Below are 18,796 nucleotides of genomic sequence, written 5' to 3'. Positions count from 1 at the left end.
CAACAATGATAGGAAAGGAGGGGGACATATGCCACGTAAAGGACCAGTACCTAAACGCGATGTCTTGCCAGATCCACTTTATAATTCTAAATTAGTAACTCGTTTAATCAACCAAATTATGATTGACGGTAAAAGAGGTAAGGCGCAAAAAATTCTTTATAATGCATTTGATTTAGTTGGCCAAAGAAGCGGACAAAATCCTATGGAAGTTTTTGAACAAGCTATGAAAAACGTAATGCCTGTTCTTGAAGTTCGTGCTAGACGTGTTGGAGGATCTAACTATCAAGTACCGGTTGAGGTTCGCCCAGAACGCCGTCAAGCATTAGGTTTACGTTACGTTGTAAACTATTCACGCTTACGCGGAGAAAAGACAATGGAAGAGCGTCTTGCTAATGAAATCTTAGATGCTTCTAACAACACTGGAGCTTCTGTTAAGAAACGCGAAGAAATGCATAAAATGGCTGAAGCGAATAAAGCATTCGCTCACTACCGTTGGTAAGATCCAAAAAAATAAAATAGTAATTAACAGGAAGGAGAAGAATACATGGCTAGAGAGTTCTCCTTGGAAAAGACACGCAATATTGGTATTATGGCACATATCGACGCAGGTAAAACCACTACTACTGAGCGTATTCTTTTCTACACAGGACGTATTCATAAAATTGGTGAAACACATGAAGGTGCTTCACAAATGGACTGGATGGAACAAGAGCAAGAGCGTGGAATTACAATTACTTCTGCGGCAACTACTGCTCAATGGAAAAACCATCGTATCAACATCATCGATACACCTGGACACGTAGACTTCACTGTTGAAGTTGAACGTTCATTACGTGTATTAGATGGCGCTGTAACAGTTCTTGATGCACAATCAGGTGTAGAACCACAAACAGAAACAGTATGGCGTCAAGCGACAACTTATGGTGTACCAAGAATTGTTTTTATTAATAAAATGGATAAAATTGGTGCAGACTTCTTGTATTCTACAGGAACATTAAAAGATCGCTTGGGTGCGAATGCACATCCAGTACAGCTTCCAATTGGAGCTGAAGATGACTTTGAAGGTATTATTGACCTCATCGACATGGTTGCTTACTACTATGAAGATGATTTAGGTACACGTGCAGAAGCTCGTGACATACCTGCAGAGTACAAAGATAAAGCGGAAGAGCTACGCACAGGCCTAGTTGAAGCTGTATCTGAACTAGACGAAGAGCTTATGATGAAGTATCTTGAAGGAGAAGAAATCTCTAAAGAGGAACTGAAAAAAGCAATTCGTACTGCAACTTTAAATGTTGAATTTTACCCAGTATTTGCTGGATCAGCATTTAAAAACAAAGGTGTTCAATTAATGCTTGACGGTGTACTTGATTTTCTTCCTGCACCAACAGACGTACCTCCTATCGAAGGTATCGTTCCTGGTACAGAAGATAAAGTTGCACTTCCATCTTCTGATGATGCACCTTTCTCTGCACTAGCATTTAAAGTTATGACAGATCCATTCGTTGGTAAGTTGACATTCTTCCGCGTTTACTCTGGAACTTTAGATTCTGGTTCATATGTAAAGAACTCTGTAAAAGATAAGCGTGAACGTGTAGGACGTATTCTACAAATGCACGCAAACTCACGTGAAGAGATTTCAACAGTATACTCTGGTGAAATTGCTGCCGCTGTGGGATTAAAAGATACTTCTACTGGAGATACACTTTGCGAAGAGAAAAACCTGGTAATTCTTGAATCTATGGAATTCCCTGAGCCGGTTATCTCTGTTGCTATCGAGCCTAAAACTAAAGCCGACCAAGATAAAATGGCTATTGCTTTAGGTAAACTGGCGGAAGAGGATCCGACTTTCAGAACGGAAACAAACCCTGAAACTGGTCAAACGATCATTTCTGGTATGGGTGAACTACACCTTGATATTATTGTTGATCGCTTAAAGCGTGAATTCAAAGTAGAAGCTAACGTTGGTGCACCTCAGGTTGCATACCGTGAAACATTCCGTGGATCTGCTGAAGTCGAAGGAAAATTCGTACGTCAGTCTGGTGGACGTGGACAATACGGTCACGTTTGGGTTAAATTTGAGCCAAACGAAGAAGGCGCCGGCTTTGAATTTGAAAACAAAATTGTTGGTGGTGTAGTACCACGTGAATATATCCCTTCTGTTGAAGCAGGAATTAAAGAATCAGCAGAAAACGGAGTATTAGCTGGATACCCACTAATCGACTTCAAAGCTTCCTTGTATGATGGTAGCTATCATGATGTCGATTCAAATGAGATGGCATTTAAAGTTGCTGCCTCTATGGCATTAAAAGCAGCTAAAACTAAATGTAAACCTGTTATCTTAGAACCGATGATGAGAGTCGAGGTTGTAATCCCTGAAGAATACATGGGAGATATCATGGGTGATGTTACTTCACGTCGTGGACGCGTGGAAGGTATGGAAGCTCGCGGACCTGCACAAGTAGTAAAAGCATTTGTACCACTTGCTGAAATGTTTGGTTATGCGACTGCATTACGTTCAAACACGCAAGGACGCGGGGTTTACACAATGCATTTCGATCACTATGAAGAAGTGCCGAAAAGCATCTCAGAAGAAATTATTAAGAAAAATGCTGGAGAATAATTGATTTTTATCTGATTCTCAAGTATAACTTTTATTGTAAGCTAAGAAATAACGTAAGGTTATTTCTTGGCTGTAAATACTTAAAAATTACTTTCATTTATTTAAGGAGGAACTATAAATGGCTAAAGAAAAGTTCGATCGCTCGAAAAGTCACGTTAACATTGGAACAATTGGACACGTTGACCATGGTAAAACTACACTAACAGCTGCAATCACTACTACATTGCACAAAAAATCTGGTAAAGGTACTGCAATGGCTTATGACCAAATTGATGGTGCTCCAGAAGAAAAAGAACGTGGAATTACAATTGCTACTTCTCACGTAGAATATGAAACTGACAGCCGTCACTATGCACACGTTGACTGCCCAGGTCACGCTGACTATGTTAAAAACATGATCACTGGTGCTGCACAAATGGACGGAGCTATCCTAGTAGTATCTGCTGCAGATGGTCCAATGCCACAAACTCGTGAGCACATCTTACTATCTCGTAACGTAGGGGTACCTTCAATCGTTGTATTCCTAAACAAAGTAGATATGGTAGATGACGAAGAATTACTAGAACTAGTAGAAATGGAAGTACGTGACCTATTATCTGAATACGACTTCCCTGGTGATGATGTACCAGTAATTAGTGGTTCTGCACTAAAAGCTCTTGAAGGTGAAGAAAAATATGAGCAAGCTATTTTTGATTTAATGGCTGCAGTAGATGAGTACGTTCCAACTCCAGAACGTGACACTGACAAACCATTCATGATGCCAGTTGAGGATGTATTCTCAATCACTGGTCGTGGTACTGTTGCAACTGGACGTGTTGAGCGTGGTGAAGTAAGAGTTGGTGATGAAGTTGAAATCATCGGTCTTAATGAAGATGCTTCTAAAACTACTGTAACAGGTGTTGAAATGTTCCGTAAGCTTCTTGACTATGCAGAAGCTGGAGATAACATTGGTGCACTTCTTCGTGGGGTTTCTCGTGAAGATATCAGCCGTGGTCAAGTATTAGCTAAACCAGGTTCAATTACACCACACACAAACTTCAAAGCTGAAGTTTATGTATTATCAAAAGAAGAAGGTGGACGTCATACTCCATTCTTCGGTAACTATCGTCCTCAGTTCTACTTCCGTACAACTGACGTAACTGGAGTTATCCAACTTCCAGAAGGAGTAGAAATGGTAATGCCTGGCGACAACATCGAAATGAGTGTAGAACTTATTTCTCCAATCGCTATCGAAGACGGTACTCGCTTCTCAATCCGTGAAGGTGGACGTACTGTTGGATCAGGCGTTGTAACTACAATCGAAAAATAATAATTTTAATTAAACAGGCAGCGTTAAGACGCTGCCTGTTTTTTTGTGGATATTAGGGGGATGATCGAGGATTCGCTCAGAAAAGGAAATATTCGCTCAGAACCAGCAAGGATTCGCTAATAAAACAAAATATTCGCTCACAAGCAACAATTCATCAAAGAACCCAAACCCAACCAAACTTTCCCAATAAAAAAATATTCTACAACCCTTGCAATCACTAATAATAGTAAGTATAATACATAGATGTGCAACAAATAGATTTCCCATAAAAAAAGGTTGCATTGGCCGTTGATATTCTATATAATAAGAATGTTGGTCATTGAAGGCGATGAAATGAAAGGTTGTTGGCACACCCGGCCCCTTTGCCATGGCGGGATGTCAAGGAATTTTCATGGAGAATGTCTATTATAAAATGGGCGAAAAGGAGGGAAAATAATGGCAAAAGAAAAAATCAGAATCCGTTTAAAAGCATATGATCACCGTATTTTAGATCAATCTGCTGTAAAAATCGTAGATACTGCGAAGCGTTCTGGAGCAAATGTTTCTGGTCCGATTCCACTACCTACGGAAAAAGCTATTTATACTGTATTACGTGCGGTGCACAAATACAAGGATTCACGTGAGCAATTCGAAATGCGTACACATAAACGCTTAATCGATATTGTTAACCCAACACCACAAACTGTTGATTCGCTAATGCGTCTTGACTTGCCATCTGGTGTTGACATTGAAATCAAATTATAATTAATGTTTTATTAATAGGAGGTGTAACGGATGACGAAAGGAATCTTAGGTCGTAAAATCGGCATGACTCAGCTTTTCTCTGATAACGGTGAATTAATCCCTGTAACAGTAATCCAAGCTGAGCCAAACGTAGTATTGCAGAAGAAAACATTAGAAAATGATGGTTACGAAGCAGTGCAAATCGGTTTTGCTGATGAAAAGGAATCACGTTCAAACAAAGCGGAAAAAGGTCATGCTGAGAAAGCAAACACAGCCCCTAAGCGCTACGTTCGTGAAATCCGTGACGCAATTCTTGATGACTATGAAGTTGGTCAAGAAGTTAGCGTTGAAGTTTTTCAAACAGGCGAAAAAGTAGATGTAACAGGTACTTCTAAAGGGAAAGGTTTCCAAGGTGCAATCAAGCGCCATAACCAACAACGCGGACCTATGACTCACGGTTCTCATTACCACAGATCACCAGGTTCAATGGGTGTAATTGACCCAATGCGTGTATTACCAGGTAAAAAATTACCAGGTCATATGGGTGATGAACAGGTTACCATTCAAAACCTAGAAGTAGTTAGTGTAGATGCAGAAAAAAATCTATTACTAATCAAAGGTAATGTACCTGGTGCAAAAAAATCAGTCGTTCAAATTGCAAGTGCAATAAAGGCTAACTAATCATACACACGAAGGGAGGATATGTCATGCCTAAAGTAGCACTATTTAAACAAGATGGTTCACAGGCTGGAGATGTTGTTCTTAATGAATTAGTTTTTGGCATTGAACCAAACACACATGTATTACATGAAGCGGTAGTTATGCAACGCGCATCATTACGCCAAGGTACACATGCTGTTAAAAATCGTTCAGAAGTACGCGGCGGCGGTCGTAAACCATGGCGTCAAAAAGGAACTGGACGCGCTCGTCAAGGGTCTATTCGCTCACCACATTGGGTAGGTGGAGGAACTGTATTCGGTCCTACACCACGTAGCTATAGCTACAAACTACCTAAAAAGGTTCGTCGTTTAGCACTTAAATCAGCATTTTCTTCTAAAGTAAAAGAAGAAAGTTTAGTTGTTTTAGAGAGCCTATCATTTGATGTTCCAAAAACAAAAGAAGTTGTTAACATGCTAGCTGCACTAAACGTAAATGAAAAAGCATTAATCGTTACTGCTGACAAAGATGAAAATGTTTTCCGTTCAGCAAATAACCTTCAAGGGGTAAAAGTTCTTACTGTGGAAGAGGTTAACGTATTAGATTTGCTTACGCATGACAAGTTGATCTTAACAAAAGATGCAGCTGAAAAAGCAGGGGAGGTGCTTGCATAATGAAAGATGCACGTGATATCATTAAGCGCCCTGTCATCACAGAGAATTCTGCTGACTTAATGGCAGAGAAGAAATACACGTTTGAAGTAAGTACGAAAGCTAACAAAACTCAAATCAAGGATGCCGTTGAAGAAGTCTTTGGTGTTAAAGTAGAAAAAGTAAATACAATGAACCTTAAAGGTAAATTCAAGCGAATGGGACGTTACGGAGGATTCCGCCCAAATCGCAAAAAAGCTATCGTTCAGCTTTCAGAAGACAGTAAAGATCTAGACTTCTTTGAAGCTTAAGAAAAAGTTATGTGAAGGAGGGAAAAAAGATGGCGATTAAAAAGTTCAAACCTACCACTAATGGTAGACGTAATATGTCTGTGTCAGATTTCGCTGAAATCACAACAGATACTCCAGAAAAATCCTTGTTAGCTCCACTTCATAAACGTGGCGGTCGTAACAATCAAGGTAAATTAACCGTTCGTCATCAAGGTGGCGGTCATAAGCGTCAATACCGTATTATCGACTTTAAACGCGATAAAGATGGAATACCAGGACGCGTTGCTACAGTTGAGTATGATCCAAACCGTAGTGCTAATATTGCGTTGATTAACTATGTAGATGGTGAAAAACGTTATATCTTAGCGCCAAAAGGATTAAAAGTAGGTCAACAAATCGAATCTGGTGAAAATGCAGATATTAAACTTGGGAATGCATTACCATTAACTAACATTCCTGTAGGTACAATCATTCATAACATTGAATTAAAACCAGGTAACGGTGGACAGCTTGCTCGTTCTGCTGGTGCCGAGGCGCAAATTCTTGGTCGTGAAGGTAAATACACACTTGTACGTTTAGCATCTGGGGAAGTTCGTTTAATCTTATCAACTTGCCGCGCAACAATCGGTCAAGTAGGAAATATTGAACATGAGCTAATTCGTGTAGGAAAAGCAGGACGTTCTCGTTGGAAAGGTATCCGCCCAACTGTACGTGGATCTGTAATGAACCCGAATGATCACCCACACGGTGGTGGTGAAGGACGCGCTCCAATCGGACGTAAATCACCAATGTCACCATGGGGCAAACCAACACTTGGTTACAAAACGCGTAAACGTAATAAAACAACTGATAAGTTTATCGTTCGTAAACGCAAAAAATAATCGAATTTTCGATTGGACGCTTAGTCCTGTCTCTTAACTCTGAAAGGAGGTTTATCCATGGGTCGTAGCTTGAAAAAAGGACCTTTCGCAGATGATCATCTATTGAAAAAGATCGATCAACTAAACGAAACAGACAAGAAGCAAGTTGTTAAAACTTGGTCTCGTCGTTCAACAATTTTTCCAACATTTATAGGTCATACAATCGCAGTATATGATGGTCGTAAGCATGTGCCAGTTTATGTTACAGAAGACATGGTTGGACATAAATTAGGTGAGTTTGCGCCAACCCGTACGTATAAAGGGCACGCTGCTGATGACAAGAAAACAAAACGCTAATGAGAGGAGGCACTCCATATGCAAGCTAAAGCCGTAGCGAAATCAGTTCGCATTGCTCCTCGTAAAGTACGTTTAGTCGTTGATTTAATTCGAGGAAAAGATGTTGGTGAAGCGATTGCTATTTTACGCCATACACAACGCGGTGCTTCTCCAGTCGTAGAAAAAGTTCTAAACTCTGCAGTAGCGAATGCAGAACATAACTACGAAATGGATACGGATAATCTAGTGATTTCCGAAGCATTTGTAAATGAAGGTGCAACATTGAAACGTTTCCGTCCACGCGCTCAAGGACGTGCAAGCAAAATTAATAAGCGCACAAGCCACATTACAGTGGTTGTAACAGAAAAAAAGGAGGGATAGTCAGTGGGTCAAAAAGTAAATCCAACCGGTCTTCGCGTCGGTATCATTAAAGACTGGGAGTCAAAATGGTATGCAGGCAAAGACTATGCAGACTTACTACACGAAGATATCAAAATTAGAGAATATCTTGAAAACCGTTTAAAAACAGCTGCTGTTTCTTCTATTGAAATCGAACGTGCAGCTAACCGTGTAAACATCACAATTCATACTGGTAAGCCTGGTATGGTGATCGGTAAAGGCGGTTCAGAAGTAGAAGCTCTACGTAAATCATTAAACAGTTTGACAGGCAAACGTGTTCACATCAACATTGTTGAAATCAAGAAAGTAGATCTTGATGCAACATTAGTTGCTGAAAACATTGCTCGTCAATTAGAAAATCGTATTTCATTCCGTCGTGCTCAAAAACAAGCGATTCAACGTGCTATGCGCGGTGGTGCGAAAGGAATAAAAACACAAGTATCCGGACGTCTAGGTGGAGCAGACATCGCTCGTGCGGAACATTATAGTGAGGGAACAGTACCACTACACACACTACGTGCTGATATTGATTATGCACATGCTGAAGCTGACACAACTTATGGTAAGCTAGGTATCAAAGTGTGGATCTATCGTGGTGAAGTCCTTCCAACTAAAAACAGTAAATAAGGAAGGGGGCACATTTCTATGTTAATGCCTAAACGTGTTAAATATCGTAGACAACATCGTGGGAAAATGAGAGGCCAAGCAAAAGGTGGCACAACAGTTGCTTTTGGTGAATATGGAATTCAAGCTACAGAAGCTTCTTGGATCACAAGTCGTCAAATAGAAGCTGCTCGTATTGCAATGACTCGTTACATGAAACGTGGTGGTAAAGTTTGGATTAAAATCTTTCCAGACAAACCATATACTGCAAAACCTTTAGAGGTCCGCATGGGTTCTGGTAAAGGTGCTCCTGAAGGATGGGTAGCAGTAGTAAAACCTGGTAAAGTTATGTTTGAAATCGCAGGTGTATCTGAAGAAGTTGCGCGCGAAGCGTTGCGTCTTGCTTCTCATAAACTGCCGATCAAAACAAAATTCGTAAAACGTGAAGAAATTGGTGGTGAAAGCAATGAAGGCTAATGAAATAAGAGATCTAACCACTGCCGAAATTGAACAAAAAGTTAAATCGTTAAAAGAAGAATTATTTAATTTGCGCTTTCAACTTGCAACTGGTCAATTAGAAAACACTGCACGCATTCGTGAAGTAAGAAAAACTATTGCTCGTATGAAAACAGTTGTACGTCAACGTGAAATAAGCGTAAATAACTGATAATGAGAGGAGGTTAGCCTCAAATGACAGAACGTAATGATCGCAAAGTCTACACAGGCCGTGTTGTTTCAGACAAAATGGATAAGACTATTACTGTTTTAGTTGAAACATATAAATTCCATAAATTATACGGTAAACGTGTTAAGTATTCTAAAAAATTCAAAGCTCATGATGAAAACAACCAAGCAAAAACTGGTGATGTTGTTCGCATTATGGAAACTCGTCCGCTATCAGCAACTAAACGTTTCCGTCTAGTTGAAGTCGTGGAAGAAGCGGTAATTATATAATAAAGTTCGCTCGGAAGGTATCCGAAGGGAGGTCACAGCGATATGATTCAGCAAGAAACTCGTTTAAAAGTTGCAGATAACTCTGGTGCACGTGAAGTATTAACTATTAAAGTGCTAGGTGGATCAGGACGCAAAACCGCTAATATTGGTGATGTAATTGTTTGTTCGGTGAAACAAGCAACACCAGGAGGCGTTGTCAAAAAAGGTGAAGTTGTTAAAGCTGTCATCGTACGTACAAAATCTGGTGCTCGTCGTGCAGATGGATCATACATTCGTTTTGATGAAAATGCAGCGGTAATTATCCGTGATGACAAAAGTCCAAGAGGTACTCGTATCTTCGGACCAGTTGCACGTGAATTACGTGATGCAAAATTCATGAAAATCGTATCTCTAGCTCCAGAAGTTCTATAAATGAAAGTTTAACTTCTTAAGCAGTAACGAAAAGCCTTGTAAGGAGGTGCGTAAAGCATGCATGTAAAAAAAGGTGATAAAGTAAAAGTAATTTCCGGTAAAGACCGTGGGAAGCAAGGTACAGTTTTAGAAGCTTATCCGAAAAAGGATCGTGTTCTTGTAGAAGGAATAAACATGATTAAAAAACACGCAAAACCTTCACAAGATAATCCACAAGGCGGTATTCTTAATCAAGAAGCGCCGATCCATGTTTCTAATGTAATGCCAGTAGATCCTAAATCCGGTGAACCAACTCGTGTTGGCTATGAAGTACGTGATGGAAAGAAAGTCCGCATCGCTAAAAAATCCGGTGAAGCATTAGATAAATAATTTAGCGACGAAAGGAGGGCGACATGATGAATGAATTAAAACAAAAATACCAAGATGAAGTAGTACCATCTTTGATGGGTAAATTTGATTATAAATCAGTTATGCAAGTGCCTACGATTGAAAAGATCGTTATTAACATGGGTGTTGGTGACGCAGTTCAAAACTCTAAGGCATTGGATAACGCTGTTGAAGAACTATCTTTGATTTCTGGACAAAAACCAATGGTTACACGCGCTAAAAAATCAATTGCAGGATTCCGTCTACGTGAAGGAATGCCAATCGGTGCAAAGGTTACCCTTCGTGGTGAGCGTATGTTTGAATTCCTACAAAAGCTAATCGCGGTATCACTTCCACGTGTACGTGACTTCCGTGGTATTTCTAAAAAAGCTTTTGATGGTCGCGGTAACTACACTTTAGGTGTGAAAGAACAACTAATTTTCCCAGAAATTAATTATGATAAAGTAAGTAAAATTCGTGGTATGGACATCGTTGTTGTAACAACTGCTAATACCGACGAAGAAGCACGTGAACTTTTAGCTCAGCTAGGCATGCCTTTCCAAAAATAAGCTTAGAGCTAGTACAAGGAGGGAAAATTGTGGCTAAAAAATCAATGGTTGCGAAACAAAAACGTACACAGAAGTACAAAGTTCAAGAGTATACTCGCTGTGAACGTTGTGGCCGTCCACATTCTGTAATTCGTAAATTTAAACTTTGCCGTATTTGTTTCCGTGAACTTGCCTATAAAGGTCAAATTCCTGGTGTCAAAAAAGCAAGCTGGTAAACCCCGATTTGGGAAGGAGGTAATTAGTAATGGTTATGACAGATCCAATCGCAGATATGCTAACTCGTATTCGTAATGCTAACATGGTAAAACATGAAAAATTGGAGCTTCCTGCTTCTAAAATGAAAAAAGAGGTTGCAGATATCCTTAAACGAGAAGGCTTTGTACGTGATTATGAAGTAATAGAAGATAACAAACAAGGTGTTCTGCGTATTTTCCTTAAGTACGGTGCAAACGAAGAACGAGTAATTACAGGAATCAAACGTATTAGTAAACCAGGACTACGAGTTTATGCTAAAGCTGATGAAGTGCCGCGTGTACTTAATGGTTTAGGTATAGCTATCGTATCAACTTCTAAAGGTGTACTTTCTGACAAAGAAGCACGCTCACAAGCTGTTGGTGGCGAAGTTCTAGCTTACGTTTGGTAATCTAACATTTTTATGAGGAGGTGCATGGAATGTCTCGTATAGGACTTAAACCAATTGAAATTCCAGATGGTGTGGAAGTGAAACTAGACGGAGTTACTGTAACTGTAAAAGGCCCTAAAGGCGAACTCACTAGAAATTTCCACAGTGATATTAAAATTATCATTGAAGGTAACACGATAACTTTAGAGCGTCCTAGTGATCATAAAGAACATCGTTCATTACACGGAACTACTCGCAGCCTGATCGCCAACATGGTTGAAGGAGTTTCTAAAGGGTTTGAAAAACAACTTGAAATTATCGGTGTTGGTTATCGCGCACAAAAACAAGGTAATAAAGTAACTGTTAATGCTGGTTACTCACATCCAGTTGAACTTGATCCAATCGAAGGGATCGAAATTGAAGTACCTAAAAACACACAAGTTATTGTAAAAGGTATCGATAAAGAACTAGTTGGAGCCGTTGCTGCTAACATCAGAGCGATTAGACCACCTGAGCCGTATAAAGGTAAAGGTATTCGCTATGTTGATGAATATGTACGACGTAAAGAAGGTAAAACTGCTAAGTAAGGCTAGTTAGGCGAGAAAGGAGTGACCTAGATGATCACAAAACCTGACAAAAATGTTGCACGTAAAAGAAGACACGCACGTGTTCGAAAAAACCTTTTTGGAACTGCGGAGCGTCCTCGTCTAAACGTGTATCGTTCAAACAAACACATTTATGCACAATTAATTGATGACACAAATGGTTCAACATTAGTTAGTGCTTCTACAGTAGATAAAGAACTTAGCGCCGAATCAACAAGCAGTGTAGACGCTGCGACAAAAGTCGGTGAATTAGTTGCTAAACGTGCCCAAGATAAAGGTTACAAATCAGTAGTATTTGATCGCGGAGGCTACCTTTATCATGGACGTGTAAAAGCTTTAGCAGATGCTGCTCGCGAAGCAGGTCTTGAATTTTAATCGATAAAGGAGGGAAACCTTACATGAAAACAATGATTGATCCGAACAAATTAGATCTTGAAGAACGCGTTGTAGCGGTCAACCGTGTAGCGAAGGTAGTTAAAGGTGGACGTCGTTTCCGCTTTGCTGCATTAGTAGTTGTTGGTGACAAGAACGGTCACGTTGGCTTCGGTACAGGAAAAGCACAAGAAGTACCTGATGCTATTAAAAAAGCAGTTGATGATGCAAAGAAAAACCTAATTACTGTACCAATCGTTGGAACTACAATTCCACATGAAATTCATGGTCAATTTGGATCTGGTAACGTATTAATGAAGCCAGCTTCTGAAGGTACTGGAGTTATCTCTGGTGGTCCAGTTCGTGCGGTATTAGAATTAGCCGGTGTAGGTGACATTTTAACAAAATCACTAGGTGCAAACACACCAATTAACATGATTCGTGCAACAATTAATGGTTTAACAAACTTAAAGCGTGCAGAGGACGTAGCAAAACTACGTGGAAAGTCTGTAGAAGAACTGTTAGGATAAGGAGGGAAACACTATGTCTAAAAAATTAGAAATCACCCTCACTCGTAGTGTTATTGGATCAAAAGACAAACAAATCAAGACGGTTCAAGCACTTGGTTTAAAAAAGATTCGTCAAACAGTGGTACTAGAAGATACAGTAGCTATTCGTGGAATGGTTGATAAAGTATCTCATCTTGTATCAGTTAAAGAAGTTTAATAAATACAATGTGTAAAGAGGAGGTGCTCGCATGAAACTTCATGAATTGAAGGCATCAGAAGGAACTCGCAAAAATCGTAATCGTGTAGGTCGTGGTACGTCATCTGGTAATGGTAAAACATCTGGCAGAGGACATAAAGGACAAAATGCACGTTCAGGCGGTGGCACACGTCCAGGATTCGAAGGTGGTCAAATGCCATTATTCCAACGTCTACCGAAACGTGGTTTTACTAACATTCACCGCAAAGAATTTGCTATCGTTAACTTAGATGCACTAAATCGTTTTGAAGACGGCACAGAAATTACACCTGAGCTCTTACTTGAAGAAGGTGTCGTATCGAATCTAAAAGCAGGTTTAAAAGTACTTGGTAATGGTTCTGTCGAGAAAAAAGTAACAGTAAAAGCTCATAAGTTCTCTGCTTCGGCTAAGGAAGCTATCGAAGCAGCGGGCGGTAAAGTAGAGGTGATCTAATGTTCCGTACAATCTCCAATTTTATGCGCGTAGGTGACATTAGACGGAAGATCATATTCACATTGCTTATGTTAATTGTATTCCGTCTAGGCACATTTATTCCTGTGCCGTTCACAGATAAAAATGCTATTGAAGGTATTATGGGCCAAGGAGATAATGTGTTTGGCTTCTTAAATACATTTGGTGGTGGGGCACTTCAAAACTTCTCTATTTTCGCAATGGGGATTATGCCTTACATTACAGCATCGATTATAATGCAGTTATTACAAATGGATGTTGTACCAAAGTTTGCAGAATGGAAAAAGCAAGGTGAAATGGGCCGCAAAAAGCTAGCTCAGATTACCCGATATGGAACAGTCGTTCTTGCGTTTGTTCAAGCAATTGCCATGTCCGTTGGATTCAATGCTATGGCAGGTGGCTTACTGATCGCAGATCCTAATCCGCTTAAGTTCCTAATCATTGCACTCGTATTAACAAGTGGAACAACATTTTTAATGTGGTTAGGTGAACAAATCACTGCACATGGAGTTGGAAACGGAATTTCCATCCTAATATTTGCAGGTATTGTTGCAGCAGTACCAAATGGTGTACAACAATTATTAGCGCTGTACTTCACCAATCCTGGTGATGAACTGTTCATAAATATTATAATTGTTGTATTAATTGCTTTGGTAGTTGTTGCAGTAACTGTAGGAGTTATCTTTATACAACAAGCATTACGTAAAATCCCAATTCAATATGCTAAGAAACTAGTTAATCGTTCACCAGTTGGTGGTCAATCAACTCATTTACCGTTAAAAGTAAATGCTGCAGGAGTTATTCCAGTGATTTTCGCAATCGCCTTTATTATTGCTCCAAGAACGATTGCAGGCTTCTTTGAAGGTGATATTGCTTCAACAATTGGGACGATATTTGACTATACTCAGCCTATTGGTATGGTAATCTATGTAGCGCTAATTATTGCGTTCACATATTTCTATACGTTTGTTCAAGTTAATCCAGAACAGATGGCTGAAAACTTACAAAAACAAGGTGGATATATCCCAGGTATTCGTCCGGGTAAAAATACAGAAACGTATCTAACACGCGTTATGTATCGCTTAACATTTGTAGGCTCTATCTTTTTAGCAGCTGTTTCTGTACTACCTATAATATTGGGTAGTCTTGCAAATCTACCTCAAGCAGTACAAATCGGCGGCACAAGTTTACTAATCGTTGTTGGTGTAGCATTACAAACAATGAAACAACTTGAAAGTCAGTTAGTAAAGCGCCACTACAAAGGATTTATTAAGTAGGCATCTGCTGCTAGTGAGAGCGAGGGGAAAGTTTTGAATTTAATCTTAATGGGTCTTCCTGGTGCCGGAAAAGGTACACAGGCAGAAAAAATAAACGAAAAATACAACATCCCTCATATCTCAACAGGAGATATGTTCCGTTTAGCAATAAAAGAAGGAACCGAACTTGGAAAAAAAGCCAAGAGCTTTATGGACCAAGGAGATCTAGTTCCGGATGATGTAACAATTGGTATTGTGAAAGATCGTCTTAGTAAAGATGATTGTAAAAATGGGTTTTTATTGGATGGATTTCCAAGAACCATTGCACAAGCCGAAAGTTTACAAAATCTTTTATCTGACATGAATCAATCGATTGACCATGTATTACATGTGAATGTACCAGAAGAAATCTTAGTGGAGCGTTTAACAGGGCGTCGAATTTGTCCATCATGTGGTAAAGCATATCATGTGATCTATAATCCTCCAAAAGAAGAGGGTATATGTGATCGAGATGGCCAGGCGTTAATTCAACGGGATGATGATAAACCTGATACGGTAAAAAATCGATTGGCTGTAAATATCGAGCAAACGAAACCGTTACTCAACTTTTACGAGGAAAAGGGATATCTTGTAACTGTTAATGGTGATCAGGAAATTGATCAAGTGTTCCAAGATATTCAATCACACATTGAAAAATAAGCAATGAACTGTATGGCCCCAACACGAATAGATGAATTTCTGTTTGTTAAAAGATATAATAAAAGGTATGCAAGTATGTTATTTGCTACAAGAATAAATACGTGACGCATGGTGGTTATGAATATATAAGCCTTAAATATAAGGTAAATATACCTAAGTGAAGGTGATCGTTGTTGAGCGAAGATGATTCGATTCCACGAATAGGTCAAGTTGTTCGTATTATGCAAGGGCGTGAAGCTGGGCAATATATGGTCGTCATCCAGGTGATAGACGATCGGTTTGTCTTGCTAGCAGATGGGGAAAAACGTAAATATGATCGACCAAAGAAAAAGAATATACATCATATTGAAGTTATGGATTATACCTCTCCGGAAGTCCAAAACAGCCTTCTAGAAACTGGTCGTGTCACAAATGGGAAATTGCGATTTGCCTTAACAAAGTTTGTAGGTGAGATTGTGACTGATTTGAAGAAGGGAGATCAACACGATGGCGAAAGACGATGTAATTGAAGTGGAAGGAACCGTAACGGATACATTGCCAAACGCAATGTTTAAAGTAGAGCTTGAAAACGGCCATACGGTCTTAGCACATGTATCGGGTAAGATTCGAATGCATTTCATCCGTATTTTACCAGGTGATAAAGTAACGGTAGAACTCTCTCCGTATGACTTAACACGAGGACGAATTACGTACCGTTATAAATAAGCGAGCTCCGATATAAAAGGAGGTAAAAAAGATGAAAGTAAGAGCATCTGTAAAACCAATTTGTGAAAAATGTAAAGTAATAAAACGCAAAGGCAAAGTAATGGTGATTTGCGAAAACCCTAAACACAAGCAAAAACAAGGCTAAATAACAAGGAGGTGCATCTAAGCTTATGGCACGTATTGCAGGTATAGATATTCCACGTGATAAACGTGTAGTAATTTCATTGACTTACATTTATGGAATCGGAAAAAACACTGCACAGAAAGTCCTTAAAGAAGCAGGCGTTTCAGAAGATACTCGTGTACGCGATCTTACAGAAGATGAATTAAGTAAGATTCGTCAAGCAGTTGAAGCATATACAATTGAAGGAGACCTTCGTCGTGAAGTTTCTCTTAACATTAAGCGTTTGATTGAGATTGGATCATACAGAGGACTTCGTCACCGTCGTGGATTACCAGTTCGCGGACAAAAAACGAAGAACAACTCTCGTACACGTAAAGGTCCACGTCGTACAATCGCTAACAAGAAAAAATAGTAAAAAGGAGGTAAGCTAATTCATGGCACGTAAACAAAATACACGTAAACGTCGTGTGAAAAAGAATATTGACACAGGTATTGCACATATCCGTTCTACGTTCAACAACACTATTGTAACGATTACAGATGTGCAAGGGAACGTTATTGGCTGGAGCTCTTCTGGAGCATTAGGCTTTAAAGGTTCTCGTAAGTCAACACCATTTGCTGCACAAATGGCTGCTGAAACAGCTGCTAAAACTGCAGTTGATAATGGCATGAAAACATTAGAAGTTACTGTTAAAGGCCCTGGTGCTGGTCGTGAAGCAGCAATTCGTTCACTTCAAGCAGCAGGATTGGAAGTTACTGCTATTAGAGACGTAACACCAGTACCTCATAATGGATGCCGCCCACCAAAACGTCGTCGTGTTTAATTTTTAGCGTATATAATTTGTCACCCTGTCAATAATGGGTTATGATGGCTAAAAGTATATAAAAAAGAAGTTTTTAACAAATTTCATGGAGGTTGCTCATTATCGTGACCGAATCATGATAATAACCTCGGTATACAGCATCGCTTAAGACAAAAAGTACGATAAATGTTAGGTAGCGCAGAAACGCCAACTGCCTATTTGAGGAATTTCGGTTAGACAGTGTCTAACCGGGGTTTCGACGTTTTTAAGGAGGGTTTTATGGAATGATCGAAATAGAAAAGCCAAAAATTGAAACGGTAGAGATAAGCGAAGATGCTACGTTTGGAAAATTTGTGGTAGAACCGTTAGAACGTGGTTATGGTACTACTTTAGGAAACTCCTTGCGTCGTATCCTACTATCCTCACTTCCAGGTGCTGCTGTTACATCAGTTCAAATTGATGGAGCATTACATGAATTTTCAACGATTGATGGTGTCGTAGAGGATGTTACGACGATTATCTTGAACTTGAAGAAGTTAGCTCTGAAAATTTACTCTGATGAACCAAAAACATTAGAAATTGATGTGCAAGGAGAAGGAAAAGTTACAGCTTCTGATCTAACATATGATAGTGATGTAGAAGTATTAAATCCAGATCTACCTATTGCTACTCTTAATAGTAAAGGTAACTTGCATATGAAAATTAACGCAGAGCGTGGTCGGGGCTATCGTCCAGCTGAAGAAAATAAAAAAGAGGATCAACCGATTGGCGTCATTCCAGTTGATTCGATCTTTACACCAGTATCACGTATTACTTATCAAGTAGAGAATACTCGTGTAGGACAGAGCGCGAATTTTGATAAATTAACTCTAGATGTTTGGACAGACGGTAGCATTCGTCCTGAAGAAGCAGTTTCTTTAGGTGCGAAAGTCTACATGGAACATTTAAACATTTTTGTTGGTTTAACGGATGAAGCGCAAAATGTTGAAATCATGGTCGAGAAAGAAGAAGACCAAAAAGAAAAAGTAATGGAAATGACAATTGAAGAATTAGATCTTTCTGTGAGATCTTACAATTGTTTAAAACGTGCTGGCATAAATACAGTTCAAGAGCTTTCAAATAAATCAGAAGAAGATATGATGAAAGTACGTAATTTAGGCCGTAAATCACTAGAAGAAGTAAAAATAAAACTAGAGGATCTTGGCTTAGGCTTACGTAAAGATGACTGATAGGTACAGACACCTTTAGATTCACGAGAAAGGGAGGGATAGTCCATGGCTAGAAAATTAGGTCGTACAACAGATCAACGTATGGCATTACTTCGCAACCTTGCATCTGACTTAATTATTCACGAACGGATTGAAACAACAGAAGCAAAAGCGAAAGAATTAAAGTCAGTAGTTGAAAAAATGATTACGCTAGGTAAACGTGGTGATCTACATGCACGTCGTCAAGCTGCTGCGTTCTTATATAATAAAGAGGCTAATGAAGAAGATACTGTTCTTCAAAAGCTTTTCAATGATGTTGCAAAACGCTATGAAGACAGACAAGGTGGTTACACACGCGTTCTTAAACTTGGCGAGCGTCAAGGTGACGGAGCGAAAATGGCAATCATTGAATTAGTTTAATGAGACCATATGCGTT

Annotated in this window: 33 protein-coding genes; all 33 read left to right on the top strand. The window is 39.4% G+C overall.

The window, feature by feature from the left end; all coding sequences use genetic code 11:
• The first annotated feature begins 28 nt into the window (after positions 1-28).
• The 33 genes from rpsG to rplQ all read left to right on the top strand — a co-directional run bounded on the left by rpsG (position 29) and on the right by rplQ (position 18,780).
• Entirely contained in the window at positions 29-499 is a 471-nt protein-coding gene (gene rpsG, locus ACFSTA_RS19820; RefSeq protein WP_377558564.1) for a 30S ribosomal protein S7, read from the top strand.
• Positions 500-544: 45 nt separating this feature from the next.
• Positions 545-2,623 carry an elongation factor G gene (gene fusA, locus ACFSTA_RS19815; RefSeq protein WP_377558563.1) on the top strand — a complete coding sequence of 693 codons (2,079 nt, stop codon included), beginning with the start codon at positions 545-547 and terminating at the stop codon, positions 2,621-2,623.
• Between the two features lie 118 nt (positions 2,624-2,741).
• Positions 2,742-3,932 (top strand): elongation factor Tu, encoded by a 1,191-nt coding sequence (tuf, locus tag ACFSTA_RS19810; RefSeq protein WP_377558562.1) that lies wholly within the window; start codon positions 2,742-2,744, stop codon positions 3,930-3,932.
• Between the two features lie 435 nt (positions 3,933-4,367).
• Positions 4,368-4,676: a 30S ribosomal protein S10 gene (gene rpsJ / locus ACFSTA_RS19805; protein WP_377558561.1), complete on the top strand. Its 309-nt coding sequence runs from the start codon at positions 4,368-4,370 to the stop codon at positions 4,674-4,676.
• 30 nt (positions 4,677-4,706) lie between these two features.
• Positions 4,707-5,336, top strand: a complete 630-nt coding sequence (gene rplC, locus ACFSTA_RS19800) for a 50S ribosomal protein L3 (RefSeq protein ID WP_377558560.1) — start codon at positions 4,707-4,709, stop codon at positions 5,334-5,336.
• Positions 5,337-5,362: 26 nt separating this feature from the next.
• The gene (gene rplD, locus ACFSTA_RS19795) at positions 5,363-5,986 is read left to right on the top strand and encodes a 50S ribosomal protein L4 (RefSeq protein ID WP_377558559.1); all 624 of its coding nucleotides are present in this window, start codon (positions 5,363-5,365) and stop codon (positions 5,984-5,986) included.
• Entirely contained in the window at positions 5,986-6,273 is a 288-nt protein-coding gene (rplW, locus tag ACFSTA_RS19790; RefSeq protein WP_377558558.1) for a 50S ribosomal protein L23, read from the top strand. Before rplD ends, rplW begins: the two co-directional genes overlap by 1 nt.
• 29 nt (positions 6,274-6,302) lie before the next feature.
• A complete protein-coding gene (gene rplB, locus ACFSTA_RS19785) occupies positions 6,303-7,133 on the top strand; it encodes a 50S ribosomal protein L2 (RefSeq protein ID WP_377558557.1) in 831 nt (276 codons plus the stop codon).
• A gap of 57 nt (positions 7,134-7,190) precedes the next feature.
• Complete coding sequence (gene rpsS / locus ACFSTA_RS19780) at positions 7,191-7,469, top strand: 30S ribosomal protein S19 (protein WP_377558556.1); 279 nt, start codon at positions 7,191-7,193, stop codon at positions 7,467-7,469.
• An 18-nt stretch (positions 7,470-7,487) separates the two neighbouring features.
• Positions 7,488-7,829 carry a 50S ribosomal protein L22 gene (gene rplV / locus ACFSTA_RS19775; RefSeq protein ID WP_377558555.1) on the top strand — a complete coding sequence of 114 codons (342 nt, stop codon included), beginning with the start codon at positions 7,488-7,490 and terminating at the stop codon, positions 7,827-7,829.
• 3 nt (positions 7,830-7,832) lie between these two features.
• Complete coding sequence (gene rpsC / locus ACFSTA_RS19770; RefSeq protein WP_377558554.1) at positions 7,833-8,474, top strand: 30S ribosomal protein S3; 642 nt, start codon at positions 7,833-7,835, stop codon at positions 8,472-8,474.
• Between the two features lie 18 nt (positions 8,475-8,492).
• Positions 8,493-8,927 (top strand): 50S ribosomal protein L16, encoded by a 435-nt coding sequence (rplP, locus tag ACFSTA_RS19765; RefSeq protein ID WP_155671307.1) that lies wholly within the window; start codon positions 8,493-8,495, stop codon positions 8,925-8,927.
• Entirely contained in the window at positions 8,917-9,117 is a 201-nt protein-coding gene (gene rpmC, locus ACFSTA_RS19760; protein ID WP_377558553.1) for a 50S ribosomal protein L29, read from the top strand. Before rplP ends, rpmC begins: the two co-directional genes overlap by 11 nt.
• A 23-nt stretch (positions 9,118-9,140) precedes the next feature.
• Positions 9,141-9,404 (top strand): 30S ribosomal protein S17, encoded by a 264-nt coding sequence (gene rpsQ, locus ACFSTA_RS19755; RefSeq protein ID WP_090872370.1) that lies wholly within the window; start codon positions 9,141-9,143, stop codon positions 9,402-9,404.
• A gap of 42 nt (positions 9,405-9,446) precedes the next feature.
• Positions 9,447-9,815, top strand: a complete 369-nt coding sequence (gene rplN / locus ACFSTA_RS19750; protein WP_377558552.1) for a 50S ribosomal protein L14 — start codon at positions 9,447-9,449, stop codon at positions 9,813-9,815.
• 57 nt (positions 9,816-9,872) lie between these two features.
• Positions 9,873-10,184, top strand: coding sequence for a 50S ribosomal protein L24 (gene rplX / locus ACFSTA_RS19745; protein WP_377558551.1), 312 nt, complete (start codon positions 9,873-9,875; stop codon positions 10,182-10,184).
• 26 nt (positions 10,185-10,210) lie between these two features.
• Positions 10,211-10,750, top strand: coding sequence for a 50S ribosomal protein L5 (rplE, locus tag ACFSTA_RS19740; RefSeq protein WP_377558550.1), 540 nt, complete (start codon positions 10,211-10,213; stop codon positions 10,748-10,750).
• Positions 10,751-10,779: 29 nt separating this feature from the next.
• Positions 10,780-10,965: a type Z 30S ribosomal protein S14 gene (locus tag ACFSTA_RS19735; protein WP_377558549.1), complete on the top strand. Its 186-nt coding sequence runs from the start codon at positions 10,780-10,782 to the stop codon at positions 10,963-10,965.
• A 29-nt stretch (positions 10,966-10,994) separates the two neighbouring features.
• Positions 10,995-11,393: a 30S ribosomal protein S8 gene (gene rpsH, locus ACFSTA_RS19730; RefSeq protein ID WP_155671315.1), complete on the top strand. Its 399-nt coding sequence runs from the start codon at positions 10,995-10,997 to the stop codon at positions 11,391-11,393.
• A 29-nt stretch (positions 11,394-11,422) separates the two neighbouring features.
• Positions 11,423-11,959 (top strand): 50S ribosomal protein L6, encoded by a 537-nt coding sequence (rplF, locus tag ACFSTA_RS19725; RefSeq protein ID WP_377558548.1) that lies wholly within the window; start codon positions 11,423-11,425, stop codon positions 11,957-11,959.
• Between the two features lie 30 nt (positions 11,960-11,989).
• On the top strand, positions 11,990-12,352 hold the full coding sequence (gene rplR / locus ACFSTA_RS19720; RefSeq protein WP_377558547.1) for a 50S ribosomal protein L18: 363 nt from the start codon (positions 11,990-11,992) through the stop codon (positions 12,350-12,352).
• 23 nt (positions 12,353-12,375) lie between these two features.
• Positions 12,376-12,879, top strand: coding sequence for a 30S ribosomal protein S5 (rpsE, locus tag ACFSTA_RS19715; RefSeq protein WP_377558546.1), 504 nt, complete (start codon positions 12,376-12,378; stop codon positions 12,877-12,879).
• Between the two features lie 13 nt (positions 12,880-12,892).
• Entirely contained in the window at positions 12,893-13,075 is a 183-nt protein-coding gene (gene rpmD / locus ACFSTA_RS19710; RefSeq protein WP_377558545.1) for a 50S ribosomal protein L30, read from the top strand.
• 31 nt (positions 13,076-13,106) lie between these two features.
• Positions 13,107-13,547, top strand: coding sequence for a 50S ribosomal protein L15 (rplO, locus tag ACFSTA_RS19705; protein ID WP_377558544.1), 441 nt, complete (start codon positions 13,107-13,109; stop codon positions 13,545-13,547).
• Positions 13,547-14,842: a preprotein translocase subunit SecY gene (gene secY / locus ACFSTA_RS19700; protein ID WP_377558543.1), complete on the top strand. Its 1,296-nt coding sequence runs from the start codon at positions 13,547-13,549 to the stop codon at positions 14,840-14,842. Before rplO ends, secY begins: the two co-directional genes overlap by 1 nt.
• 33 nt (positions 14,843-14,875) lie before the next feature.
• On the top strand, positions 14,876-15,520 hold the full coding sequence (locus ACFSTA_RS19695) for an adenylate kinase (protein WP_377558542.1): 645 nt from the start codon (positions 14,876-14,878) through the stop codon (positions 15,518-15,520).
• Between the two features lie 173 nt (positions 15,521-15,693).
• Positions 15,694-16,029 (top strand): RNA-binding protein, encoded by a 336-nt coding sequence (locus ACFSTA_RS19690; RefSeq protein WP_377558541.1) that lies wholly within the window; start codon positions 15,694-15,696, stop codon positions 16,027-16,029.
• Positions 16,007-16,225, top strand: coding sequence for a translation initiation factor IF-1 (infA, locus tag ACFSTA_RS19685; RefSeq protein WP_010652072.1), 219 nt, complete (start codon positions 16,007-16,009; stop codon positions 16,223-16,225). The genes ACFSTA_RS19690 and infA overlap by 23 nt, the downstream gene beginning before the upstream one ends.
• 31 nt (positions 16,226-16,256) lie before the next feature.
• The gene (rpmJ, locus tag ACFSTA_RS19680; RefSeq protein WP_010095733.1) at positions 16,257-16,370 is read left to right on the top strand and encodes a 50S ribosomal protein L36; all 114 of its coding nucleotides are present in this window, start codon (positions 16,257-16,259) and stop codon (positions 16,368-16,370) included.
• A gap of 25 nt (positions 16,371-16,395) precedes the next feature.
• Complete coding sequence (rpsM, locus tag ACFSTA_RS19675) at positions 16,396-16,761, top strand: 30S ribosomal protein S13 (protein ID WP_377558540.1); 366 nt, start codon at positions 16,396-16,398, stop codon at positions 16,759-16,761.
• A 22-nt stretch (positions 16,762-16,783) separates the two neighbouring features.
• On the top strand, positions 16,784-17,173 hold the full coding sequence (rpsK, locus tag ACFSTA_RS19670; protein WP_377558539.1) for a 30S ribosomal protein S11: 390 nt from the start codon (positions 16,784-16,786) through the stop codon (positions 17,171-17,173).
• Between the two features lie 263 nt (positions 17,174-17,436).
• The gene (locus ACFSTA_RS19665; RefSeq protein WP_377558538.1) at positions 17,437-18,381 is read left to right on the top strand and encodes a DNA-directed RNA polymerase subunit alpha; all 945 of its coding nucleotides are present in this window, start codon (positions 17,437-17,439) and stop codon (positions 18,379-18,381) included.
• 45 nt (positions 18,382-18,426) lie between these two features.
• On the top strand, positions 18,427-18,780 hold the full coding sequence (gene rplQ / locus ACFSTA_RS19660; RefSeq protein ID WP_155671339.1) for a 50S ribosomal protein L17: 354 nt from the start codon (positions 18,427-18,429) through the stop codon (positions 18,778-18,780).
• The last annotated feature ends 16 nt before the right edge of the window (positions 18,781-18,796 follow it).

The sequence above is a fragment of the Ornithinibacillus salinisoli genome, from assembly GCF_042684965.1.
Taxonomy (GTDB): Bacteria; Bacillota; Bacilli; order Bacillales; family Amphibacillaceae; genus Ornithinibacillus; species Ornithinibacillus salinisoli.
This window is presented reverse-complemented; position numbering and strand designations above follow the sequence as displayed.

Bases quoted from the DNA above. Each gene is read 5' to 3' on its own strand.
- rplN (WP_377558552.1), top strand. From the start codon at position 9,447: ATGATTCAGCAAGAAACTCGTTTAAAAGTTGCAGATAACTCTGGTGCA.
- rpsM (WP_377558540.1), top strand. From the start codon at position 16,396: ATGGCACGTATTGCAGGTATAGATATTCCACGTGATAAACGTGTAGTA.
- rplB (WP_377558557.1), top strand. From the start codon at position 6,303: ATGGCGATTAAAAAGTTCAAACCTACCACTAATGGTAGACGTAATATG.
- rpsE (WP_377558546.1), top strand. From the start codon at position 12,376: ATGAAAACAATGATTGATCCGAACAAATTAGATCTTGAAGAACGCGTT.
- rplC (WP_377558560.1), top strand. From the start codon at position 4,707: ATGACGAAAGGAATCTTAGGTCGTAAAATCGGCATGACTCAGCTTTTC.
- rplV (WP_377558555.1), top strand. From the start codon at position 7,488: ATGCAAGCTAAAGCCGTAGCGAAATCAGTTCGCATTGCTCCTCGTAAA.
- rpmD (WP_377558545.1), top strand. From the start codon at position 12,893: ATGTCTAAAAAATTAGAAATCACCCTCACTCGTAGTGTTATTGGATCA.
- rpmC (WP_377558553.1), top strand. From the start codon at position 8,917: ATGAAGGCTAATGAAATAAGAGATCTAACCACTGCCGAAATTGAACAA.
- rplF (WP_377558548.1), top strand. From the start codon at position 11,423: ATGTCTCGTATAGGACTTAAACCAATTGAAATTCCAGATGGTGTGGAA.
- rplO (WP_377558544.1), top strand. From the start codon at position 13,107: ATGAAACTTCATGAATTGAAGGCATCAGAAGGAACTCGCAAAAATCGT.
- ACFSTA_RS19665 (WP_377558538.1), top strand. From the start codon at position 17,437: ATGATCGAAATAGAAAAGCCAAAAATTGAAACGGTAGAGATAAGCGAA.
- rpsG (WP_377558564.1), top strand. From the start codon at position 29: ATGCCACGTAAAGGACCAGTACCTAAACGCGATGTCTTGCCAGATCCA.
- fusA (WP_377558563.1), top strand. From the start codon at position 545: ATGGCTAGAGAGTTCTCCTTGGAAAAGACACGCAATATTGGTATTATG.
- rpsS (WP_377558556.1), top strand. From the start codon at position 7,191: ATGGGTCGTAGCTTGAAAAAAGGACCTTTCGCAGATGATCATCTATTG.
- rpsK (WP_377558539.1), top strand. From the start codon at position 16,784: ATGGCACGTAAACAAAATACACGTAAACGTCGTGTGAAAAAGAATATT.
- rpmJ (WP_010095733.1), top strand. From the start codon at position 16,257: ATGAAAGTAAGAGCATCTGTAAAACCAATTTGTGAAAAATGTAAAGTA.
- rpsQ (WP_090872370.1), top strand. From the start codon at position 9,141: ATGACAGAACGTAATGATCGCAAAGTCTACACAGGCCGTGTTGTTTCA.
- rplQ (WP_155671339.1), top strand. From the start codon at position 18,427: ATGGCTAGAAAATTAGGTCGTACAACAGATCAACGTATGGCATTACTT.
- rplP (WP_155671307.1), top strand. From the start codon at position 8,493: ATGTTAATGCCTAAACGTGTTAAATATCGTAGACAACATCGTGGGAAA.
- tuf (WP_377558562.1), top strand. From the start codon at position 2,742: ATGGCTAAAGAAAAGTTCGATCGCTCGAAAAGTCACGTTAACATTGGA.
- rplW (WP_377558558.1), top strand. From the start codon at position 5,986: ATGAAAGATGCACGTGATATCATTAAGCGCCCTGTCATCACAGAGAAT.
- rpsJ (WP_377558561.1), top strand. From the start codon at position 4,368: ATGGCAAAAGAAAAAATCAGAATCCGTTTAAAAGCATATGATCACCGT.
- infA (WP_010652072.1), top strand. From the start codon at position 16,007: ATGGCGAAAGACGATGTAATTGAAGTGGAAGGAACCGTAACGGATACA.
- rpsH (WP_155671315.1), top strand. From the start codon at position 10,995: ATGGTTATGACAGATCCAATCGCAGATATGCTAACTCGTATTCGTAAT.
- rplR (WP_377558547.1), top strand. From the start codon at position 11,990: ATGATCACAAAACCTGACAAAAATGTTGCACGTAAAAGAAGACACGCA.
- rplX (WP_377558551.1), top strand. From the start codon at position 9,873: ATGCATGTAAAAAAAGGTGATAAAGTAAAAGTAATTTCCGGTAAAGAC.
- rplE (WP_377558550.1), top strand. From the start codon at position 10,211: ATGAATGAATTAAAACAAAAATACCAAGATGAAGTAGTACCATCTTTG.
- secY (WP_377558543.1), top strand. From the start codon at position 13,547: ATGTTCCGTACAATCTCCAATTTTATGCGCGTAGGTGACATTAGACGG.
- rplD (WP_377558559.1), top strand. From the start codon at position 5,363: ATGCCTAAAGTAGCACTATTTAAACAAGATGGTTCACAGGCTGGAGAT.